The organism is Tunturiibacter lichenicola (assembly GCF_051013355.1).
Lineage (GTDB): Bacteria > Acidobacteriota > Terriglobia > Terriglobales > Acidobacteriaceae > Edaphobacter > Edaphobacter lichenicola_F.
The window spans coordinates 4992702-5015360 of record NZ_CP132944.1 but is presented as its reverse complement, the minus strand read 5'-3'; the positions used below and the strand labels follow the sequence as shown (position 1 = coordinate 5015360).

21 protein-coding genes and 1 pseudogene are annotated in these 22659 nt (G+C 55.0%); 7 read left to right on the top strand and 15 right to left on the bottom strand.

Annotation, left to right across the window (positions count from 1 at the left end):
• Positions 1-154: 154 nt before the first annotated feature.
• Positions 155-868, top strand: a complete 714-nt coding sequence (locus tag RBB82_RS21050; RefSeq protein WP_433972697.1) for a hypothetical protein — start codon at positions 155-157, stop codon at positions 866-868.
• Between the two features lie 299 nt (positions 869-1167).
• Positions 1168-1458, top strand: coding sequence for a hypothetical protein (locus RBB82_RS21045; protein WP_433972695.1), 291 nt, complete (start codon positions 1168-1170; stop codon positions 1456-1458).
• A 22-nt stretch (positions 1459-1480) separates the two neighbouring features.
• On the opposite strand, the gene RBB82_RS21040 is transcribed toward RBB82_RS21045, so the two are convergent.
• Positions 1481-2311, bottom strand: a complete 831-nt coding sequence (locus RBB82_RS21040) for a hypothetical protein (protein WP_433972694.1) — start codon at positions 2309-2311, stop codon at positions 1481-1483.
• Between the two features lie 314 nt (positions 2312-2625).
• On the opposite strand from RBB82_RS21040, the gene RBB82_RS21035 reads away from it, so the two are divergent.
• The gene (locus RBB82_RS21035; RefSeq protein ID WP_433972693.1) at positions 2626-3072 is read left to right on the top strand and encodes a recombinase family protein; all 447 of its coding nucleotides are present in this window, start codon (positions 2626-2628) and stop codon (positions 3070-3072) included.
• Here RBB82_RS21035 and RBB82_RS21030 read toward each other — a convergent pair.
• Positions 3059-4189 carry a hypothetical protein gene (locus RBB82_RS21030; RefSeq protein WP_433972692.1) on the bottom strand — a complete coding sequence of 377 codons (1131 nt, stop codon included), beginning with the start codon at positions 4187-4189 and terminating at the stop codon, positions 3059-3061. The genes RBB82_RS21035 and RBB82_RS21030 overlap by 14 nt on opposite strands.
• Before the next feature lie 204 nt (positions 4190-4393).
• Here RBB82_RS21030 and RBB82_RS21025 point away from each other — a divergent pair, with 204 nt between their 5' ends.
• Together RBB82_RS21025 and RBB82_RS21020 are read left to right on the top strand one after the other, a co-directional pair.
• Entirely contained in the window at positions 4394-4732 is a 339-nt protein-coding gene (locus RBB82_RS21025) for a hypothetical protein (RefSeq protein WP_433972691.1), read from the top strand.
• Positions 4733-4799: 67 nt separating this feature from the next.
• Positions 4800-4994 (top strand): hypothetical protein, encoded by a 195-nt coding sequence (locus RBB82_RS21020; RefSeq protein ID WP_433972690.1) that lies wholly within the window; start codon positions 4800-4802, stop codon positions 4992-4994.
• Positions 4995-5376: 382 nt separating this feature from the next.
• On the opposite strand, the gene RBB82_RS21015 is transcribed toward RBB82_RS21020, so the two are convergent.
• From RBB82_RS21015 to RBB82_RS20985, 7 genes are all read right to left on the bottom strand, one after another.
• Positions 5377-6462: a bifunctional DNA primase/polymerase gene (locus tag RBB82_RS21015; RefSeq protein ID WP_433972689.1), complete on the bottom strand. Its 1086-nt coding sequence runs from the start codon at positions 6460-6462 to the stop codon at positions 5377-5379.
• A gap of 197 nt (positions 6463-6659) precedes the next feature.
• On the bottom strand, positions 6660-7247 hold the full coding sequence (locus RBB82_RS21010) for an HNH endonuclease (protein ID WP_433972688.1): 588 nt from the start codon (positions 7245-7247) through the stop codon (positions 6660-6662).
• A 145-nt stretch (positions 7248-7392) separates the two neighbouring features.
• Positions 7393-9048 carry a hypothetical protein gene (locus RBB82_RS21005; protein ID WP_433972687.1) on the bottom strand — a complete coding sequence of 552 codons (1656 nt, stop codon included), beginning with the start codon at positions 9046-9048 and terminating at the stop codon, positions 7393-7395.
• Between the two features lie 86 nt (positions 9049-9134).
• Positions 9135-10889: a tyrosine-type recombinase/integrase gene (locus tag RBB82_RS21000; RefSeq protein ID WP_433972686.1), complete on the bottom strand. Its 1755-nt coding sequence runs from the start codon at positions 10887-10889 to the stop codon at positions 9135-9137.
• Positions 10890-11096: 207 nt separating this feature from the next.
• Positions 11097-11570, bottom strand: a complete 474-nt coding sequence (locus RBB82_RS20995) for a hypothetical protein (protein ID WP_433972685.1) — start codon at positions 11568-11570, stop codon at positions 11097-11099.
• Positions 11571-11833: 263 nt separating this feature from the next.
• Positions 11834-12238 carry a four helix bundle protein gene (locus tag RBB82_RS20990; protein WP_433972684.1) on the bottom strand — a complete coding sequence of 135 codons (405 nt, stop codon included), beginning with the start codon at positions 12236-12238 and terminating at the stop codon, positions 11834-11836.
• 62 nt (positions 12239-12300) lie between these two features.
• Entirely contained in the window at positions 12301-12669 is a 369-nt protein-coding gene (locus RBB82_RS20985; protein WP_433972683.1) for a helix-turn-helix domain-containing protein, read from the bottom strand.
• Positions 12670-13168: 499 nt separating this feature from the next.
• On the opposite strand from RBB82_RS20985, the gene RBB82_RS20980 reads away from it, so the two are divergent.
• Entirely contained in the window at positions 13169-13753 is a 585-nt protein-coding gene (locus RBB82_RS20980) for a hypothetical protein (protein WP_433972682.1), read from the top strand.
• Positions 13754-14487: 734 nt separating this feature from the next.
• Positions 14488-15185, top strand: a pseudogene (locus tag RBB82_RS20975) (IS6 family transposase).
• 92 nt (positions 15186-15277) lie between these two features.
• Here RBB82_RS20975 and RBB82_RS20970 read toward each other — a convergent pair.
• The 6 genes from RBB82_RS20970 to RBB82_RS20945 form a co-directional block, all read right to left on the bottom strand.
• Complete coding sequence (locus RBB82_RS20970) at positions 15278-16384, bottom strand: SDR family NAD(P)-dependent oxidoreductase (protein ID WP_433972681.1); 1107 nt, start codon at positions 16382-16384, stop codon at positions 15278-15280.
• A gap of 43 nt (positions 16385-16427) precedes the next feature.
• Entirely contained in the window at positions 16428-17369 is a 942-nt protein-coding gene (locus RBB82_RS20965) for a hypothetical protein (RefSeq protein ID WP_433972680.1), read from the bottom strand.
• 289 nt (positions 17370-17658) lie between these two features.
• Positions 17659-17889 carry a hypothetical protein gene (locus RBB82_RS20960; protein ID WP_433972679.1) on the bottom strand — a complete coding sequence of 77 codons (231 nt, stop codon included), beginning with the start codon at positions 17887-17889 and terminating at the stop codon, positions 17659-17661.
• 222 nt (positions 17890-18111) lie between these two features.
• The gene (locus tag RBB82_RS20955; RefSeq protein WP_433972678.1) at positions 18112-18744 is read right to left on the bottom strand and encodes a response regulator; all 633 of its coding nucleotides are present in this window, start codon (positions 18742-18744) and stop codon (positions 18112-18114) included.
• The gene (locus RBB82_RS20950; RefSeq protein ID WP_433972677.1) at positions 18741-21281 is read right to left on the bottom strand and encodes a histidine kinase; all 2541 of its coding nucleotides are present in this window, start codon (positions 21279-21281) and stop codon (positions 18741-18743) included. The genes RBB82_RS20955 and RBB82_RS20950 overlap by 4 nt, the downstream gene beginning before the upstream one ends.
• Before the next feature lie 807 nt (positions 21282-22088).
• Positions 22089-22616 (bottom strand): sensor histidine kinase, encoded by a 528-nt coding sequence (locus RBB82_RS20945; RefSeq protein ID WP_433972676.1) that lies wholly within the window; start codon positions 22614-22616, stop codon positions 22089-22091.
• Positions 22617-22659: the final 43 nt, after the last annotated feature.

Here is a 22659-nt window from a genome sequence, read left to right as displayed (position 1 = left end):
CATTAGGCTCACGATACCTAGAGGATCTGGTGGTACGATTGTCCGATTCGGCCAATCCTTCTCTTGCGGAGCTTTTATGAAATTTTCCTGCCTTGTCGTTGTATTATGCGAGACCGTTTTGTGTGCGTCTATCGCCTCAGCCCAGAGCAACAGCGTGGTCCAACCCAAAGTGGTTATCTGTGACGACAGCGCGAGTTGTACTCACCAATTCATCAACGGTCAGAAGTTCAAAATTCTCACGACCGATGACGTGGTGATTATCGTTTCGCTGGGTATGGGCGAACGCTACATGAGGGCAGATGTCAGCGTCTCGAATAACAGCCCGGTGGCGGTGGATGTACTTCCAGCTGACATGCGATTGGAGGTCATCACGCCCAAGGAAAAAGCTCTCCCAGAAGTATCTCCTGAACAGATCGCTAAGTCTTTAGGTCACCGAGCAGCATGGGCAAACGCCCTCAACGGCATGGGCGGCGCAATGGCGCGGCAGCAAACAACGACGCAAACCTCGTCATCGGGAACCATCAACAATTCTGGAACCGTCAACACCACAAGTTCTGATGGGACGTATACAAACGGCACCTACAACGGAAGCGGAACTTACACCGGCAACAGCGCATCGACAACTTCTAGCCCAGACTATGCTGCTCAAGCTAGAGCAAATGAGCGAATCAGGGAACGAAACGCGGCGGTCGCATCTCTCCAATCCAACCTTATGCAGACCTCGTTACGCGCAAACACTGTCGCCACAAAGCAGACCGTTCGGGGCTTTGTATATTTTGAGCGTGAGAAACACGCTGATCTAGTTCATCTGACGATACCTGTCGGTGGAACTGTCTACGAGTTTCCGTTTCAATTCATCAAGAAATAGGTTTCAGTCTGTGCGGCTCCTATTACCAAAGATTCTCGCCTTCCACGGTGACTTTCGCCTTGTGTGTGCCTACTCTATTTTCATGTTCGATCCCGACGCCCACGTTCCTCGCCCGAATCGAAACTTGATCTGCTTCGGCGCCTGCATCTTCGCGGGGCTGCGCCTAGCGCGTGAGAAACAGGTCAACGTGCGTGTGGTTCGATCAGTGACGCCGTTGCGGAGTCGGTCGAACTTGCTCACGACATCTACAGCCGCGTCTTCCGCATCATGCCGAAGGCGATGGAGAAGCAGATGCACCGATGCGACGCTTCTGCCGCAGTCGGCCTTGGACGCAACGCCACCTGGGCCGCTGTGATGGCCCTGAGTACGATCCGCAGAGCTGTAAGGGGGCAGTTGCGGATTTGAATGTCATTCTCGCGGCAACAGAGCCTGCATCGTCACGAGGCGGTGGGTTCGACCCGATGAGCTTGGGCGGAGAGTCGATGGGATCTATTCCTGAGCTTCATATTTCGCTCGTCCAGGCGAGGCCAGAGTTAGACCAGCCCACCATGATCTCTGCGAACCTTGAGGAGAGGACGACGACCTCGTAGCACTTACATGCAATGCTGGTCATCAGCACGGCGGTATGAATCCGCGCTTGAACGCCTTTTCACGCTCTGCCGTTAGTTCAGGTGAGAACAAAACTTCGAGGATTTTCTGAGCTGGAACGACGAGCGAAATTCCCATGTTCGAATCATTGCTTGTGGCCTCCGTTCCATCTGACGGACTTTTCCAATGGCCATGCATGAGACCCAACAAATGAAACCCACCCAACGCTGACATTTGTACTGGTTCACCTTCTGGTGCTTGAAGACGCACGAAAAAGGTGTCTCGCACGAACACGGGCGACCCACTTTGACCGCCAACGGAGCGACCTTCAACAAGGTAGGCTTCGATGCTGCCGTACACAGGATGCGGTACTCGACCGTCAGGCATCATCGCTAGCGTTCCAGTTCTCACCAACGGGGTGAAACGGGTGGCGCCGAGAAAGGGTTTGAACATCCCCACATTGACAGTTTCGTCGCCTATCCCGATGTTGTATTTCACCAATCGCTCGGGGGTCACGAACAGGTCTACCGGGATGTCTTGATAGTCATAGTCCACTACGCGAGGAGTTGCCATCGGCATCACGGCGACATCGACGCTTGGATCGGTCGGATGGTAAAACCACTCAGTCATGCCATTCTTCATCCATCGTGGCTTGCCGTCCTTCGCGTTCATCACGAGAGCCGCCTCGCCATTGCGGAGAGCCAGAGCCACATGCTTTGCCGTGACGAGATGAAGAGCCGCTGATTTCTCATCGAAGGGGACAGACACAACAAACGCACTGCCCCTGTAGTCGAAGTTCTCCTCATCTCGACTTACGAAGGCAACGGACTTCAACAGCTTGTCGGAAACGCGCATGTGTCAGCATCCCATCTTTGATTTCAATTTGCACCAAAGCAAGTGCCTTGCGCTTGATTGAAACCACCGTTACAAAAGCGCGCAGGGGTGCTCAAAATGTCGAAAAAGAAGCAGTTTGTGGCCTATTATAGGGTCTCTACAGAGCGTAAGGGTGAGTCTGGGCTGGGCCTAGAAGCGCAGAAGGCCGCCGTGGGTAGGTTCATAGGGTCTGGCAGCCTTCTAGCCGAATTTCAAGAGGTAGAGAGCGGCAAGGCCACGCCAACAGACCCTAGCTTGCGGCAGCCCTAGAACACGCTCGAAAGCATGGCGCGGTCTTGGTCATAGCCAAACTTGACCGTCTGGCCCGTAACGTCGCCTTCGTTGCGAACCTGATGGAAAGCGGCGTCGAGTTTCAGGCAGTCGATATGCCCTATGCGAACAAGCTCACCATTCACATCCTCGCTGCCGTCGCAGAGCATGAGCGCGAGGCCATCTCCGAACGCACCAAAGCCGCCCTCGGCGCAGCCAAGGCACGAGGCACGAAGCTCGGCAATCCTCGCTGGAAGGCATCCCTATCAAAGGCGAGGGCCGCACGAAGCCAGAACAAGCCTCCGCATGAAGTGATCGAGACGATAAAGAAGAAGAGCGATGCTGGGTTGACCTGGAGGCGGATCGCTGCGGACCTGAATGGAATGGGTATCATATCGTTGCGCGGAGGACGTTGGCATGACACTACCGCGAAGCGCGCCTATCACAGCTCAGTTGGAATTAAGGTCGCATAATGCCTAGAGGTGGCGGTGTCCCCTCGTTAATCGGAATCCGCGATTGCACAGGTACAAGTTTAGTTATCAATTCATCAATCTGTGTCGGAGATAGGTTGGGCTGTTTGAAGAATTTCGCGACCCCTCTGATCGGCGATAATGGCGCGTACCACCCACCGGAACCGACCTGCCAGTAGAACCAAACTTTACTTTCTCCGGGGCAATTCATACAGGTGATGACCGCAACACCAAATAGCTGATCTTTATCTCTCACCTGTGCGAGGGTCAGATCATTTAAGACCTCGAAGTTGCCCAAGGCGGAATGGGGCTTAACATAGTCATCTTGTTCCTTTGTAGGTATTGGCAAAGGTTCAGATGAATCGGGATCGCTTTTGTAGTGCGGGTAGTATTCGTTCGTATAGTCAGATAAACCGAAAGTCCATTTCGGTCTAAGCGCGGATTCGTCCCCGCTGTTCATAATCACGAATCTCGGTTCTCCTGCCTGAGAAAAGAACCGCATAGAAACGGAAGGTGGCTCAACAGGCTTAGAGCCTTTCGGTGGACGAGAAGGTGAAGCCGTGTCGGGCGTGGAGGCAGGCCCTTGCTTCGGCGGTAGCGGATTTATTCGAATGGTTACAGTTTTCGTTTGAGCACCAAGAGACACATCTTTTGGTGTAAAGGTAACTGCGAGAGTATCGGCTCCCACAGGCAACGTTGAGCCAAAGGTTGGGTTGTAAATGAAATTGCCTTCTACTTCTTTCCCCTCCGCCATTGCGACAGCATCCAGCTGTTTGGCCGAAAGCGGTGTACCGAAGTCGATCGCAGGAGGCTCGTTCCAAGAGATAACGACAGTAGGAGGGTGTTCACGTGAGAATTGCTTCTTAGTGGCGTAGGTCGCCAACCAAAACATTACCAGTGCGATTGTCACAGTTATTACGAGTTTGGGAATTTTTTTGAAGTTGGGAATTGCATACCGAAGAAGTGCCCACACGGTCAGCGCGATGAAGAGTGTATACAAACCAATTGAGGTCTGCCAGTTAACATCAACTCCATTTGCTTGTAATACAGGCACCAAAAAAGCGCCTACGACTCCTACAATTCCAACAAAATACCCGCGATCCGGTTTTAGGTCTTCCATATCTCAAAACTTCTCCACCAACGGTGGATGTTCATCCTCCGATGTCTTCGTGATGCGTGCCTTTTTTTAAATTCAGCCAATTAAGCCGTCTTCCGCTTCGATGCCACCTTGGTCGGAGCCTTCACCAGCCCGATTCCCTTCTTGACCTCGGGCTACGTGGCCAGTAAACGTCCATTGTAGAATTCGGCTGTCAGTGGAGCAACAGTGGCAGACCAGCCTTGGATCGAGACAACAGCAAGGGTTTCGTCGTGCGAGCTTATTAGCCGCGGCCCGCGCCTCTACACCGGGCGAACGGCGAATCTGGAAGTGCCAGTCATGGCCCGTTACGCCGTCACGTTCACTTATTACGCAAACGGCCACGAATACTCCGGGCAGTACATCAATCACGAAGACGTCGCTCTCGGCCACAGCTTCACGATCTGTTTCTACCCTGGGAAGCCAGAGGACAATTCAGGAAGCGAAGACAGCTTAGACCTCCACCCCTTCCGTCGTCGTGTCGTCGCCGCTATATGCGTGGTGTTGATCGTCTTAGCTCACTACTGATGGCGTCATCGAAACTGATTTCACTTTCCACAGCGACTTTCGCCTTATATTTGCCTACCCTGTTTTCATGTTTGACCCTGACTCCCACCTGCCCCGCCCGAACCGAAACCTGATCTACTTCGGAGCCTGCATCATCGCGGGGCTGCGCCTAGCACGTGAGAAACAGGTCAACGTGCGCGTCATTCCCATCAGTGATGCAGTGGAGGAATCGGTCGAACTCGCGCACGACATCTACAGCCGCGTCTTCGCCTTTCAAGTCTAAGACGCGTAGCTTGCCTTTTACCTTGGCCAACGGACTCCACTCGTCGGAAAGCCATTGCATGTAACTCTGACCGCCACGTTCATAGCCAGTTTCACCGACGACTCAAACGGAGCGCCCTCCCGCATGGGAGGGCGATAGTGGTGCGACAGCTACTCACAAGGCGAACTGCTGACGGTGTCCACGCTGGGTGTCCGCTCTGTGTTTGGCAGCCACTCGATCGGAGCAAAATAACCCGCGCCGTGCTTGTAGACAAGGATCGCGGGCGCTGGCGCATCGGTGGACAGGTCGGACAAGATGCCTAGCACCAACGCGTGGTCTAGGGCGCGATCCGACTCGCAGACTCGCCACACAACTCGATGGGCTTGCCGGACCGCCCACACCCTCATTCAAACGTCCGCGCAGCGTTCTGCAAACCGGTAGGGAGGGAAAACGCACTGAGTTCGGCATTGGAGCTTGCACTTGCCGATCTGCGATGCTTCTGTAATTGCTTGTATTGGTCTGCGGTCAGGGAGAGAAAGATGCCGCCCCGTCCGGTTGCGATCGCCAGATCAAGCGCCTGTCGGCTCTGAAGGTTCGACAAGCCGCTCCCCCGGTCCACAAGCGCTACCAGCTCCTCAGTTGTTGCCAGGTTCACCATCCGAGGCAGTAGAGTCTGAAAGTCATCGTCCAGAAACTGGCACCACCAGCGATTGCTGCAAAACTGAAAGGACATATAAACACGGTGTCGAGCATGCGGGTCTGGCAGAAAAGAAGCATGGGCGACGAATGGGAGAAGTTTGCCAAGGGACAATCCTGGCGGCCGAGTCGTCGTTGAGACCTTCTGCAACGGGAATTTCGGAAAAGCCAAGATCCTGCCTGATGGTTGTTCCGCCGAGCCTGCAAACACAGAATCGAGAAGCCACTGCGGCGCGGCCGCAATCGCCGCATCCGGATCCAGGTAAACGTTAGAAACTCCGGAGGAGCAGGCCGAGGGTGGGATCAGCACATAATCGCCTTCCCCGTGAATTCTTATCCCCGGTGCTGGGTTCTTACCGGAGCGGCGCATCGCTCGGCCCGCCGGCCAGCGAAAGAATGCGTACCCTGCGTCTCCAGCACTCATCTGGAGCGTCTGTTGCCAATCCCAAACGTCGTCGCAAAGAATACGCAACGCGCTGCCGGCACGTCTAGTATCTACCTCCAGAACGAAGACTCCGGATGCTGCCCCGGTTGCCAGGCCCCAATTGCAGCCTGGGTGCTCGCACGCCCATTGCTCCAACTGAGCCCGGTCGGCGGTCGCGTCTTCGATTCGCATCATCCCAGACGCAAGCCTGCTCTGTGTCCAAACCGGGAACAGGCGCCACAGGCGGCTCGCCTGGAGTACCTCGATGGGTAGGTCCGCGGAACACCGCGTTTGGTTGAATGAGGAGGATGCGGGCGGCGCAGGCACGCGCTTTCCGTATTCTAGGAAAAAATCTGGTGGGGTTTTCATTCTTCTCCTTGGGTTAAATGGTCAGCCTCAACCGCTACCCGACAAAGGCAGCAAGTTCACTGATCTGTGCGATGTCTGTCTGTTGAGAGATCTAGAGAGCCCACGCGGGCGGCGGGCTGGGAGGGGAGTATGTGGTTTAAGGACGTAGCCAAAAGGTGTACATCATTGGCGATACCAAACCGTGTGCCGAAGAATTCTCACTCAGTCTCGGATATGAATCCGTCCCGAGAGAGCGGGAGTGACGGTTCGCGGTCTGACATTTCAGGATTTGCTTCAGCCGCTTGCATCAGTTGTGCGAGCCGCCGCTGCCGATGCTTGGATCTTCGATTCCTTTTCGCGCATTGTTTCGAGCATGTGTGCGTCTCGACCTTAGCTCGCATCGATTCCAGAAGACGTTCCCATTGGATAAAGGCATTACATACGATGCACCGCTTCTTGGCACGGACATGCCGATCGAGCGAAAGCAGATGGATGTGCGGCCATACCTTGGCCAATTCATTCCAGCTGAGGATGTCCTGCAGGTTCGGAGGAGCCTCTCCCTTCTTCTGGTTGCATGCGGCACAGGCTAGGACCACATTGCTGATGTTGTCCCGTCCGCCAAGGGTCAATGGGAAAAAGTGATCGATCGTGGCAGCGTGCGGATCCAGCGAGTGCACGCGAAAGGAAATCCACCGCCGACAATAAAAGCATCTTCCTTTCTGGGCGGCCTGAAGCTGTTTAACTTGTTTTAAGTTCTCGTGAGTCCGAAAGTTCGTTTCTCTCAAGTGGCCAGTCTTGCGGGCCATTTTCTGCCTCCCCTGAATAGTTGAGAGCGGCACACACATGGAACATGTGGCCGCTCAGGTTTGGATCATTTACTGGTTGATCAAGGGAAGACTGATGGAGGTAGCAAGGCCCATTTCGCCCCGACTGTGAGCAGCAAGGGCGAAGCTAGTCCCTCAAGCGCTTCGACCGCCCTTGATTGAAAGACGGCTGGTAATCCGGATTGAACCGCTGCTGCACTGAATCCAGAGAGATCATCAAGATGTTTGCGAGTGTGACGTAATCCCCTTGGTGTTCGATGAGCCAGTAATCGGTAAAGCTGATGCGCATGGTGTCAGCCGTTACTCGCCTGCCCGCGAACATATGAGTGAGTCGTCCGATCAAATAGTTGAGTGTGTGTTTACAGAGTGGTCCTCCGCGACGGCAGAAAAAGAGCGTCCCGGGATCTTCTGCATCCCCGACGAGTACCTTTCGATGCTCTCCCATATACTCATCCAACAAGGGCGCCACGGGGTCGATGACTATTCCGAATGCACCCACACCCCATTCGGGCTCGAAGTCGAACTGCCACAGATCCGCACCAGGCTCGTGCTTGAGCGCCCGTTCGGCTGCGGGTGTCAATTTAAGACCAGGACGATCGATTCGTACCTCCCTTTTGAACACATTGGTCGCTGGGTCATTGACTCGGCAGGAGCGAATGAGTCCCGGATGCCAAACGTGCAGCACAGCGAACATCATTAAAAGTTCGTCGTGCACCATCCAGGCGAGGGGCTTGGGTGAAAGGGTTTTCGCAGACAGGCGCGTACGACGCATCCGCTTGAGAGCAGCCAAGAGTTTTTCGTAAGGAAGCGCCCGCTCCTCTCTGCGGTCCTCAGTCACACTGTTTGGTTCTCTGTCGATATGCCCAAGCAGGTTCGGCCACCATGTGACGTTCTGTTCTGCAAACCTAGGATGGTGCAAGAGAATTGTGTGGAGTCCTGAAACCAGCGGACGGATCGACGCCCGTGAACGTCGCCTGACCGCGTAAAGCCAATGAACATATGCGGTCAGGAACGCTTCAGTAAGCAACGGATCGACGTTGCCGAGATCCTCTATGTGGAGGATATTCACGGCGTATCCGCAAAGCGCTTCTAGCTGAATTCGGATACTTTCGCCGATTCGTAAGCTTCCTTTCGCTGCTTCGGCTCTCGCCCACTCGACGATGCTGCGGACATCCGCCTTCAGCGGCTGCTTCATATTTCCCATGAATAGGCTGAAGGCAGGCTGAGTACGTTTGGCTGCGTTGAATTTGGGAAAGAGTTTCTGAAGATTGCCTTTCCTCAGGGCTCGCCGGAACGCTTTTTCTGCCTGGTCTAAAGCGGTTATTCCGATGCCTTCTTGCTGAACTCTTTGCGTCCTCCATCGGTCTAAGTGGGTCTGGGTAAACTCCGCGGGACTCAGGCTCTGCATTTTTGCGTACGTAACGATCGAACGCACAACGCATCGCTCGTAGCCGGCTGCATCCACTACAGAGTCCCAATCGCTGTTTATCGTTTCTGCCTGCAAGAGCCCAAATCTCTGGGCATAGCGAAGGAGCATATTCCCTCGTCCTACATGTAGAGATGACGCGGTTGTGCCTAACTTTTTCTCGTGTAAATGCTTAAGGAATTCCGTCTCGCCGTCGACAAGAAGTCTGATCCCTGCTGTCTCAGGTATCTTCCCGGCAGATTCCGCCAGCTGATGGGCGGTCTGGGACAGCCTCAACATTCTCCGTCCGAGATTCTTCGCGCTGAGTTTTGGATCGCTCGACAGATCCCGGCGGATCAAATCAAGCAGCTCTTTCAAGGTAATGCTACTTCGTTCCATAGGTTCTCTTTCTTCTCCGTACCAACACCCCTTGACGAGGTGCGGTACGGAGAATTGTCGGTGCGCTACGACCGCATTCGCCGCGCAAAATGTCTCTCCAGCACGATGCTTGCGTGAGAGGCATTGAGCCCGGACAAATACTTTGGCGTGGAAGATGGGTTTTTGTGCCACAGCGTATGCTGCACGGTTTCCAGCTTGCAGCCACACACCAAAGCATGCTCGGCGACGATGTCCCGAATGATGTGGAGGCTTAACCGCTTTCCAATGTACTGGCGGCTAAGTACCCCGAGGCGTGCCGTCAGTTGACTATTCGTCATCGGTTTGCCGGCATTGTTGATCAGCAGAGTGCCAGGATCGGAACGGCCGCCCAGGATGACGCCACGGTGCACGTCCCGGTATTCGAGGAAAATTTTGACAATCTTCGGGTCGAGTGGTTCCCAAATCTCTTTTTTTGCTTTGGTTTCGAGTTCTACGTAATGACACATCCAGAACTCCCGTGCCGGATCTTCCTGCAGAGCTCGCTTGACCCAAAGGGGCAGCTTGCCGTTTCGCTGGACACGCAACGGTATGGTTCTGTACTCGAGGTTTGGGCGGGATTTTGGATCGATGCGGCATTCGTTCCAGTTGCGTCTTCGCCACGGATGAACCGCGATCGCCCTGCAGAAAAAGTAATCGCGATATAACCTCGCGCGCTGGATCGGATTGAGGTGCTTATTCGCCTGCAGCACCTTGCCGATCTCACACGCTATCTGCGAAAACACTTTATATGTAACGCTTCGGGCGATCTTGCGCATGCGAAGTTTGTCTTTGGACTCGCGGGGAAGCCGCTTCAGGAGCGTCCGAAACCACGCGTATTCCTCGTCGCTTCCCGCGAATAGCGGATGCCCAAGCTGAGTCAGGTGGTATAAGCGGTCGAGCGTCAAGTAGACCGTATACCAGCGGCACCCACGCACGTCGTGAAGCCACGTAGCAAAGCTTCTGATGATTTCCCGCGTAAGTACCTGTCGTAGACTTGTAATTCCGCATATGCCTAAAACGTAGGTGCAGTAACCGCAGAACGCTAGCAACGTTGCCATCAAGTTGCGCGCCGAAGACGCTCGTATTCGAAGATCGACGTTACATTCCTTTTCCCTCCAATGAACGATGCCGACGATTTGATTCCGTAACTCATCCGTCATCCGATCCAGACGAAGTTGGTACGAGGTGGGCTTTCTGGCCTTGAGGTCGAAACGCGGCAAGAGCGCCTCAAGACGCGCGTTGCGCAACTTGCTTCGGAACATAGTCTCCTCCTGATCGACGGTGTAAAGAGATTGGCCCTTCTCTTTTTTCCAGAGCTTCCACTCTTCGACAACTGTGTCTGAGAAGGTCTCAGGCCAATGTTTATGTTGGTGCGCGAATTCCACTATGCCCAGACACCCGAAGCTGCCGTTGCCCGCGCGAAGAGCATCACGGATGGGTTCCCAGGCCCGCGTTCGGCGATAGGCCTCGCACGTCCAGCCGTACGAGGCCGCATACTGCAACAGCTTTTTCTGGGCGCAGACAAGGTGGGTCGCTCGACTTGAGGTGCAGCCGAGGCCACGGATATAGTCCTCTCTGGTCAGTTCTGCAATCTGCTCGATGTGGACTCTGTCGACCGAGGTCCCAAACATGGTCGCCAGATGCCTGCAGATCGTTCGCAGGCTGTTGCGCTCCCAGTAGGCGGCGGTCGAGCCGGCACCGATCTTCGGCGTCAGTTGGTCCTCGACTCGAGCCATCAATTCGACAAGCGTGTCAGGGACGGCTGCTTCGAAGAGGAGGGGGAAAAGGGTGCAAGCACTCATGTGATTCTCCTAAGGTTGTTCATGAAGAACGAGTTCTGTTTCTGGTTGAGGCTCGCCGGAGGGCACTCGCAGTGCTCCTCGACGTGGCTGGCGACGCTGGGACTTGTTAGTTTGGAAATCTCTCAAACTGTCGGACGCTGGATTCGGGACGAAACCGCCTGCCTGCGGACTGGCCTATCCGCCTACGCAACGTTGCGGAGCAGGCCGCTACAGCGCGGTTGGCATCTCGAAGAATGAAAGCTGTCCCGAATGCTTGCATTCGAGATGACGGCGCCGGGTTCTAAGTGGGTAAGATTTGCGGCAGCTCTCGGATTCTGCGCTCCAGGTGAAGACTGGCACCGGGGCCGTCTTGTGCGACCAAAGTCCAGGCTCCGGCTCCGCTACCTTGTGCACGCTTTCCCACGGCATCGCTGAACGGCGGACCTCGAAGGCCTGCCCGATGCCGAGATCGGTGTCGTTTGCTTCGATGCGATGCGCGGTGCTGTCATCGAAACTGAACATCCTCGCTCGCTGTGCCGGAAGACTGGCCCAGATGGCATCGGCGGATTCGCCTACGCCGCCTTCTTCGAGCAGTTCGCGGACCATGGAGGACATCATGTCGTCGTCTTCCTCGAAGCCGTCCAAACCTTCTCCGCTGAATTTTCCCTCCATCATCAGCGCCACAAGGAGCTTCTTGCCCAAATCCGCGGAATCCGTCCGAAACCGCGACCACCTCCTTTTAGGGACATAGGGACCAAGGGAACCAGGGAACAGGGTTCTTGCTTCAACGCTGCGCCTGACGGGCAGCGCGTCCCATCGTTAAGTTGCCGTTCAAAATTCGGACTCCCTTAAGCCGGCTGACCGGGTGAAACTGGACGCTTATATTCGGTCCCTACTCTGTTTAGCTGGAGGCTTACGAACCGCTTCAGGTCGTACCAGAAATAAGTGCAGCAGTGACTACGGTCTTACGTCTTCAGCGAGCGCATCAGTCCGGTCAGCAACCGGCTCACTTCGAAACACAACCGTTCTGCGTCATCGATGGTTTGGTCTGAACCGAAGTGAAGCTTTTTCGCGATCAGCAACTGCGTCTCCACCTCAGCGTTTGATCCACGCGCATGTCCAAGGAACTGTTTGAACTCACCGGTGGTAACACGCCCATATCCCTCAGCGATGTTGCTCGGAACCGAGATGGCGGCTCGTCTCATTTGCCCCGATAAACCGAATCGCTCCGCAATCGGAAATTGCGCCGTTAGCTCGTAAACGGCCAGTACCATCTGCATCGCCCGTTGCCACGCAAGGAGGTCCTTGAAGCCCCTGTTCTTTCGGCCTTGAGGATTAATGTTGCTGACCGCGTCAGACGAGTTCTGCATCACTTTGGCAACCTCACAACTTTTCCAACCTCCGAACTTCCTCGATTGCCCGCTGGCAAACTCTACGGTAGCTGGTTCAGACGCTCTAGCGCTTCCTGGCAACTACGCAGCCAGTCCGCGATCTCAGGTGGGTAAATCTTGAGCCGTCTGCCACACCCATGCGCATCTACATCACGATGGGCGGGCATGCCGGACTTGATCCTGCGGTACACGGTTTCGGGGTGCCAGTGGAGCAGAGCAGCGAGTTCCCTCGGCGTAATATAGCGGCGGATACTACGCAGGCGCGCGTCCATGTCTTCGCCGCTGAGGAGGTGCGTCGACTTAGGTAGTCTGTTTGGTTTTCTCTTCAGATTAATCGATTTCGGTAGCGCTTCGATGACGCTGCTTTCGCCGAGATCGATCAGGAGCTGTTGGCGTAGTAATTCGTGCAATCTGTGGCTCATAGATGACGACTTTGTGATTGGCGCCCACATAGGAAGCCGGCGTTATCAGTTATTTAATTAGAGGTGCGAAATCAGGAAGAAATTACAGACGACCAGCTTTTTATCGTCTGTAATTCAAGCGGCGGTGCGGACTGGTGCCCTAATTGACCGCACCGCGTTCGCCAATCTCGCAGGCGCTAATCAGCCGTTGCCATATTTGAACTACTTTCTACCGTCGCTGTTATACAACGTAAGCAACCCAACTCAAGAACAATCAACACTCTTCACCATCTGGATTCCCGGATCCACGGCTGCTACCGAGCGTGGCCTCGTGCTGGCATCCTATATTTAGAGCCTTCACCTCCTCGGTCGGAGGAGTTCCGGAAAAAGTTTCGTTGCGAGGTGTTCTATGCGTCATTCATTAGAGATCGGATGGTTTGTAAAGCGGGCGCAGCCTGGACGTCCACAAGTTAAGGGGCTCGCGGTCCCGGGCGAAGTCCGGCGATGGATGAGTCGGTACTTCAAAGAACTTAGTTTGCTCGGCGACAATCTGCTTGGCTGGAAGTTTCAAGAGATGTTTCGCGGGCCATTCTTCGCCTGCTTGTCAGCAGGGGCTAGGATGGTTGAGCTCACAGCGTTCTGCCGCGTGCTTGGACATGATAGTCCTATCTATTCGCGCGAAGAAGACTTCGACTATGTAAAACAGGGATTGAACCTCATTATGAGGCATCCCATTGTGACGTTGGAGTCAATTTCCTCCAGCGCGTTCCGGTTGGAACATCTAGGTCTAGCTGATTTCTATCAACGGGCCTTACAGGAGTTTGAAGGTCGTGCGCCAGCGGCGGTGGATTTCTTTGGGTGTGCCAAAGATGAAAGGCACTTCTATATCAAAGTACGCTGCGACATCACGAAAAAAGAACAGATGGCAGCCATCGCCCACGTATTGGATTCAAACCGGCACGAAATATGGGGAGAGCGACGATGGACGTTGACTGGCCACTCTCTGCGTTCCTATGCAGTTTTACAACGCATCGACCTAAGGCTATACCAAGCACTCGCTTCCCCACACTACTGTGGCGGGTTTAATATTTGACCCTCAAGCCATTCGAAGGAAGAGGGATATGGATGGGCAGCCTCACTCAGGTGGTTTCTCTTCGAGGGACCTCGATACCACAGAGTTTATGTCAGATATCTTTTTGTCTGAGGTGACCGAACCTGCAATTTCCCTCGAGCGAGCTGCCATGCATACTCTGTTCGACCACTGGCGAAAGACTGGCGGACGCGGCGACAACAGGTTCGTTCCGTCAACTGAGGAGGTGAGGCAACTTCCCCCGGATGAATTGCCTCGATATCATTGAGTGCTCAGCAACAAGAGGGGATACGATTAACCGCTGTGTTGAATAGACGGCTCAGTGCAGCCTATTCCTCATGGCACGAGCGGTCTGCTGGGACACATTGCAAGCAAGCGATGTGATGGTATCGTGCAGAGCCGTCATGGAAACCTCCCGCGATTGCGCGACCAACGACAGATCGTGCGGCACGCCAATGATACTAATGGCGCAACCCGAGAGAAACACGGACGGGCTATAGAAAAGATCGCACCGGATTCGCTAGTTGCATTCCATCTTCATGTTTCATGCTCTTTGAAAATCGGCTTCAAGTCGTTGGACAAACTCGCGGCCACAAGGGCCATATCGCTCAGTGGCTGACTTCAATGCACTTTGTCGGTGCATGTAAAAGTGAAGGATCCCCATGCCATTGAGCACGGCCACTGGAATCCTTCACTAGGCTTTGTCAACTTGCGCACGAAACCTGAAACACTGGTGCATGAAGAGTGATCGCTCTCGTTACTCCGGCTATCGGTTCGCTCCCAGATCATCAGCTATGCGGTGTGGGCTTATCATCGCTTCTGCCTGAGTTTCCGGGATGTCGAAGATCTTCTCGCCGAGCGCGGCATCATCGTATCCTATGAAACGATCCGGCAGTCGTGTGAGAAGTTCGGTCTCGACTATGCTCGGCGATTGAAGCGACGAGAGGGACGGCTGGGCGACCACTGGCATTTGGATGAAGTGTTCATTCGAATCAACGGCCAACAGCGGTATTTGTGGCGCGCCGTGGATTAGGACGGCGACGTGATCGACATTCTGGTCCAGCCGCATCGTGATCAGCGCGCCGCAGAGCGATTTCTTCGAAAACTCTTGCGTGACCAGGGTTCGGAACCACTGCAGATCATTACCGACAAATTGAGAAGCTACTCCGCTGCCATGCGAAGCATCTTCCGCAACGTGGCTCACAGGGTGGATCGGTACGCCAAAAATCGCGTCGAAGCCTCGCATCAGCCGACGCGCCAACGGGAACGGCAAATGCGCCGATTCAAATCTGCCAGGCACGCACAACGTTTTCTCTCCCTCCATGATGCCGTCCGAAATCTGTTCCGTGTAGGCCGACACTTATTGAGGTCTAGGAATCACCGGCTCCTGCGATCGCGGTCATTCGCGGTCTGGCGGGAAGTGACCGCGGCCTAAGAGAGCGCAAAACCCGCAGCGTTCTCAGCTCAGAATGTCCCTTAACGCCTTAAGTTGACAATGCCCCGCGAACCTCTCTGCTGAATGCTGAATCACGCGGTATCTCCGGGACGGTTTGTTTCCGCGGGAACCGCTGGCAAGGTGAAGTGGAACGTCGCGCCACGCCCGCCGTCGCCGTTGGTCCAGATCTTTCCGCCATGCGATTCGACGATCGACTTGCTGATTGCCAAGCCCATACCGCTGCCTTGTGGTTTCGTAGTGAAGAAGGCATTGAAGATCTCGTCCGCTGTTCCGGGCGGCAACCCTACTCCGGTGTCGCTGACTGAGATCAGCACTTGTCCGCACTCGTCTCGTTCCGTCTTGGCCGTGAGGACTCCGCCGAACTCCTTCATCGCCTCGATGCCATTGAGCATCAGGTTCATCAGTACCTGCTGCAGTTGCACCCGGTCCGCCGTGATTTTGGGAAGACCGGTGGCAAGGTCCATACGAATCGAAACGGCATACTCGCTGGCTTCGTGCCGCAGCAGCAGGACCATTTCGCCGATAACCTTATTGATCGCGACTAACTCCCGTTTGGGAGGGGCCATCTTGTACAACGATCGCAACCGGTTGATGATCTCCGACGCAAAGGTGCCCGCCTCGATGATTCTTTCCGTCCCTTTGCGAACTTCCGTCAGATTGGGCGGGTCACGTTGAAGCCATCGCAAAGATGCCTTGGCATGAGCGGTTGTGACCGTGATGGGCTGTGCGAGGTCGTGCGAGATCGAGGCAACCAGTTCTCCCAACGTGCTCACCCGATCGATGTGTGCCAGAGCGGCCTCGAATGCGGGATTTGCGCCGGCCGCTTGGGCGAAGTATCCACGGAGTTCTGAAAAATAGTCTTCTTCTGCCCTTGGCGCGGAGACATCTTGCAGACAGTCGCGTGTGTTGTTGAAGACAACGTCGGGGTTTCCAAAGTTCAGGCGGGCGTAATTGACGGCATTGCCGAAATCCACTTCGTTGGCCATGTCGCTCTGAAACGCTATCGCTCTACCACCAGACCGTACAATCTTAGCGACAACCCGCTCGGCTCCGGCTTTATCCGATGCATAGTTGACTACAACCGATGCGCCCAGTTCGCCGAAGCAGCGTGCTATTGCGGCACCCACCCCATCTGAACCTGCAACTACGACTGCGACCCTTCCATAAAGTGTTTGCATATCACCTCCTAGAGTTAATCCCTGTTCGAGGAATGCAGCGCCCCTACGCCATTTTCCGCAATCTACCATTGGCCGGTCGGATGCGGCTTACGAGCGACGATGCCATTCGCTCAGAGACTGTGGAAAGATCTTGCAGATCTGGCTTCGTTTCGACCCGTTCAGACCAGATCTGAAATCCATCTGCAGGATCAACGACCCTGGAGGTGATGCGCAACAGGTTGTTATCGTGGCGCACCGTACCTTCGAATACGATCTGAACGTCCAGCTTTTGCGCCAGAGAGCGAATGTCCATAGCTTTCGCGACCAGTGGCGCTACTGAACTTGCGGCGGTCACGCGAATCCCATCTGTGCGCACCAGTTCGTGAATCAAGTCATCGGTGATCAATTGAGCACAAATGCCAGACGAGGCGCTGCCGGAAGCGTCTAAAAAAGGCAGAACCGCTATGCGGATGCTATGTCCACCAGTGAAACGTTCACGGGGAGTGGATTCTGTGGCAGTAAAGTGCACACGTCTATGTCGTTTTCGGAATATAGGCACATAGCTGCCAGGCCGATAGTAGATAGACACTGTGTTGTTCGTGCCAACGGACTCGTAGTATTCCTTCAATTTACTTCGCAGCCTGCGAGCTTCGCCGCGCACAATCGAGTCTTCATTGGGCCGATAGGAAGTCGGGCGGTCGTACACCTCCGTGCCGATCAGATACTCCTTGAGCATCTCCCCTTTGCCTGCGATGGTTTCGTTAATGGTGAACTGGAGAAATCGGCCTAGTCGGTCAGATTGAACAAATAGCGGACTCTCCAGAATTCGAGAGAGTTCATCACGAATCGCTTCTTCGCAGATCGTCTCATTGCTCTCGGATTCGCTCGCAAGGAAACCTTTTTCTATCACGAGGCCGTTACGGACTCCCGAGTGGCGAACCGTAGATCTGAATACCGCTGTCACTCCATCCGAATCACGGCTTTGCCGCCCATTTGCATCAAGCATCTTCGGTCCCCTTGCTTAGCTTTGTTCGTTTCTCGGACGTATTCCCATCCGCCCTCTCTCTTGTGACCCATTCACGGATATAGGCTGGGCAGTTTCTAAGTTCGACTCCGTTGACGCGATGCAGCCTCAACATCGTTGCCGGATCCGAGATTTCCCTATCACGATTTCCTAACGGCGAGTCTCGCATCGGTCTCCGTTCTTAACAAGCCCACTTGGAGAGCCTGTGCCCATCATTTTGGGTTAGGCGAGGTAACTTCTTGGAGCAGGAAAACAGCCTCTCGGGTGGGAGTTACTTCACTCTGTCTCGCGTGCCGATGCGCTTCCATCCAAAAAGGCGAGCATCGACCGACCAGCCCCCTGGTCCGAGAAGCGCTAGCGCGGCGCCGAGAGTTCCCATCACGAAGTAATTGCAGGAATTAGCGGGTTCAGTGAATGCATGCCAGAAGGCAAGGATCGCCAGCAGTGCGCCGGCGACCGGGGTCCACAAACCCGCCAGCAGGAGAAGTCCTATGCAGGTCATGAGCACGTCCAACATAACTGGCCACACAGGCGGGCGGCCGCGCAACGAATTCAAGCCACTAAAGATTAAAGCAATGCCGGATACTATCCGCAATAAAAGAAGACCCACGCCGGGTGCTCCATGAGCGAACGTGGAGAAAAGTCGACGCACCTCGTGACTCTACGATGTAGGCAACTGAGCAACAACCCCCAAAAGGATGGGAAGAGTCACCCTTTGGGGGCTTTAGACATCTATGATTCCACGTCTCAGTCCGATCATGGCGGCTTGGGTACGGTCTTTGGCACCCAGTTTGGAAAGAATATTTCGCACCTGACTTTTCACCGTGTCTTCGCTAATCGATAGCTGAGCTGCAATCTCCTTATTGGAATTTCCGTCGGCGATCGACCGCAACACGCGAGCTTCCGCCGGCGTGAGGGCATCCTCGCCGGCGTGTTCAGCAAGCTCGAAGGAGGCCTCGGGAGAAATATATTTTTTTCCCGCGTGGACGGCCCGGATCGTGTCCAACAGCTCTTTATTCAGAGTGTTTTTGAGCAGGTAAGCACGTGCGCCGGCTTTGACCGCGCGAAGAATCTGCGCATCTCCAGCATATGTCGTCAGAACGATGATTCGAGCGTCGGGAGACTCACCGCGAATCGCGATCAACGCATCGAGGCCGTTCATTTCCGGCAACTGGAGGTCCATCAGTGTTACATCCGGATGGTGTGCGCGAAACTGTTGAATCGCTTCGCGCCCGTTCGATGCTTGGGCGACGACGCTCATATCCGACTGGCTGCTAACCAACGCCGTAACGCCTCCGCGGAGGAGGGGATGGTCGTCAACCACTAGAATCCGCATTTGGCTGGCAACACCACTCATCGCTTTCGCTCCTTGTCTTTCCTGAAAAACCTTTCCGGGAGCCATGACCGGGGCAGCCCGGGAGATGGCATGTACGCATGGGCTGCGGGAATGATCAGCTCCACCTCGGTCCCTGAACCCCGTTCGCTCCATACGGTGAGCTTTCCACCTAAAATTTTTGCCCGCTCTCGCATACCTCGCAAGCCGTAGTGTCCTTCATCCCCATCGTCAGTGAGAAGTTTCGGGTCAATGCCTTTTCCGTCGTCGCGCAAGCGCAATCGGAGCCGGCGCTCATCATACCGAATTTCTATTTCGACGTGTTGTGCGTCGGCGTGCCGAAAGGCGTTTCGTAAGGCCTCGCCAGCAATCCTGTAGACTTCGTCCCGCACGACTGGGTGAAGATCGCGGGGCGTGCCTTCCACCTCGACATGAAATACCGGAGCACTTGCACTGTGGTTTGTTTCATCAACTGCAAGTTCTTGTCCGAGCACGTTCAAGGCAGGCGCAACGTCATTTGTCACCGTCGCAGACGACCGCAAATCCTGCACGGCGTCACGACCTTCCCTGATCGCCTCAGCAGCTTGATCGACGGCACTCTCTAGTTTTTGCTTGCTTTCCTGGGGACGCATCGGAAGAAGGTCGGAGACCACTTGGAGATGCAACAGGAGTCCTTGAAAGCTCTGTAGCAGAGTGTCGTGCAACTCCCGCGCGATGCGTGTCCTCTCGCTGACCCGCTCTTCCAGACGCATGGCGTATTGTCGTGCCAACTGCCGCAGCCGAAGCTGATACAGCCGTGCAACCGCTACCAAAAAGAGGATCACGCATAGCGAACGGAACCATAGGGTCTGGTAGAAAGCCGGCAGTATGGTGAAAGCCACGTTTGCGGGTGTGCCGGACCAGACGCCGTTCGTATCTGACGCCTCAACGCTGAAATGATAAGAACCGGGAGGAAGGTTGCGATAGGTAACGGGAGTGGCCGTCCCCGCTTCGTGCCAGTCCTTGTCTGTTTCTTGCAGCTTGTAACGGAATCGAACGGCCTCGGGATCTGAGAGGCTCACTGCGGCGTAGCTGATCTGCACGCTCGACGTGTGGGCTGGCAAAGAGAGATGAGGATCGGGCGCGTAGCCTTTGTCGTCGGCAGAGACCGACTGGATGGTGATCGGAGGCGGCACTGTCCGTTTTTCAGAGTAAGCCGCTGGATCGAGCCACACCACTCCGTTGCGCAACGCGAACCAGAGTCGCCCATCGGTGCCCTCGACGGCGGTTGGTATCGGCCTCAACTGGTTGGCAATCCCTGAAAGTCCCTCGCGTCTGCCGAAGTGTTCGCCCTTGACCCGATACGTGGAGTCTTTCAAAGCTTCGAAGATCTCCGCCTTACGGATATGGAAGATCCCAGAAACCCCGTTGAGCCAGAGATCTCCGTTGGCCGTTTCCACGATTCCAGAGATTCCACGCAGCCATTGATCATCCACGGCGGTTATCTTGTGGAAGCGTCCCTGGTCGACCTGCGCCAGCCCAAATTCACCCCCGATCCAAATCTCTGCTCCTCGTCCATAGATCGCTGTGATGTTGCCCACTTGAAGACCATCGCTCGGACCGAATACGCGGACCCGATTGCCATCCAAAACTGCCATCTGGCTGTTCGTATAGCCGAACCACACGCGGCCGAGGCTATCGGTGAACGCAACGATCATGGCCCCTGCCTTTGGGAGGTCATTGCGGCCACCGTAAGGCGTCCAAATGCCATTGACTATCCGGTATAAACCGTGGTGGCCGAAGGAGACCCATATTCCTCCTTGTTGATCCGCGGTGATCGCCTGCAGGAATCCAGATTGGTTCACCATTTCCGGCGGAAGGTCCACCCGAACGAATTCGTTTCCGACAAGATGCCAGAGGCAACGTTTCCCGGAGAACCAGAAGGTCTTGTCAGGGGCGCGGTAAGCAAATCCCGATGTCACCGGCAGGAGACGACGCTTGGTCTTGCCACCAAGGACATGATAAAAGCCCCCTTTTTCGCCATTACTTTTAGGGCCGAAACTGATCCATACCGCCCCATGGTCATCAGCAGCCACCGCGAACTTATCATTCTCGGGTGCTTCGTTCGGGAATTTCTGTCTGATCAAAGGGGTGTAGAAGAATCGCTGTATACCCTTGGCGTCTCCAAACCAGATATTTCCTTCACGATCCACCAGCTGTGCCGCGTCATAGGGGTAGATGCCATAGGTTTCAGACCCAGCTGGGGAGGCCGTGTTCAGGTCAAAATGAAGCATCTCTTTCGGAAGACGCATCACAATGGGCTTGTAGTCGTAGGAGATCCAAAGGCTTTTGTTTCGGTCAAGAAATTGGTCGGAGTCTTTCGTAAGCACCGGGTAAGCAGCGGGCTTTTCCTCAGAACCGTCGCCGGAGCTGGACACCGGTGGGGCTAAGGGCGCGGTCAGGATGGTTCGATCCGGCTCCCGGGTGAACCCGCCTACTGATAAATTGCTGCCAGCTCCTTTAAAGTGTCTGGCCCCCGGCATCAGGTAGATGAGATCTTTCGTGGTCTCAAAACCGCCCACCAAAGCCCAAAGTACCCCCTCTGAATCAAATCCAATCTGCGTAACCCGTTCAGCCGGACCGTTCCACTCAACCCCGAGATGCTGCCACCCCGAATGATCGAATCTCCAAAGACCACTGGTTGTGCCTGCCCATACAACTCCATTCCGATCCTGGGCAAAACCGTAAACACTTCCAATTTCGCTCGCATAATTGGTCACTCGCCCCTTATCCAGGAAACTGAAGCCTCCGAACGTGTAGCCGATCCAGAGGCCGCCAGACGGCGGTGCGAACAAGGAGTACAGGTTGGTCGAGAGAAGCCGATCGCCAAACGGCGAGCTAAATGGTTCGAATCGCGTTCCATCAAAGCGAAACAATCCGTTTTGGCCGCCCAGCCATAGGAACCCGTCATTGGTCTGTGCTAAACACGAGATGTCCGCAGGCGCTCCCTCTTTGAAGGTCCAGGAGTCGTGCTCCACCCGCATGTTCACCGATGCCGGCGTCTGCCCGAGCGACGACGGACACCAAAAACAGGCAACGATCATTAAGACAACAAGCCAGAATAGCTGCGAGGCTGTGACACGAATCAAGTGTGCTGAGTCGTCGCAATCTCCTACCGGAACAAAGGACCGCGCTTGTTGGTGTAGCTTCATCACAGGTCCACATTCTACTTGTAACCACTATAGTGACACGAACTTACACGGGAGAAAAAGCCTACGCGAGGTTAGCAAGATAGTGGGAGTTGGCGCTTCAATCGCAAAGTCTCGGAACGCTTTCAAAGGAGGAGATGTCTTCAACCACTAGAATCCGCATTTGGCTGGCAATACCACTCATCGCTTTCGCTCCTTGTCTTTCCTGAAAAACCTTTCCGGGAGCCATGACCGGGGCAGCCCGGGAGATGGCATGTACGCATGGGCTGCGGGAATAATCAGCTCCACCTCGGTCCCTGAACCCCGTTCGCTCCATATGGTGAGCTTTCCACCTAAAAGCTTTGCCCGCTCTCGCATACCTCGCAAGCCGTAGTGTCCTTCGTGCCCGTCACTGAGAAGTTTGGGGTCAATGCCTTTTCCGTCGTCGCGCAAGCGCAATCGGAGCTGCCGCTCAGCATACCGGACTTCTATTTCGATGTGTTGCGCGTCGCCGTGCCGAAAAGCGTTTCGTAAGGCCTCGCCAGCAATCCTGTAGACTTCGTCCCGCACGACTGGGTGAAGATCGCGCGGCGCGCCTTCCACCTCAACATGAAACACCGGAGCACTTGCATTGTGGTTTGTTTCATCAACTGCAAGTTCTTGCCCGAGCGCGTTCAAGGCAAGGGCAACGTCATTTGTCACCGTCGCAGACGACCGCAAATCCTGCACGGCGTCACGACCTTCCCTGATCGCCTCAGCAGCTTGATCGACG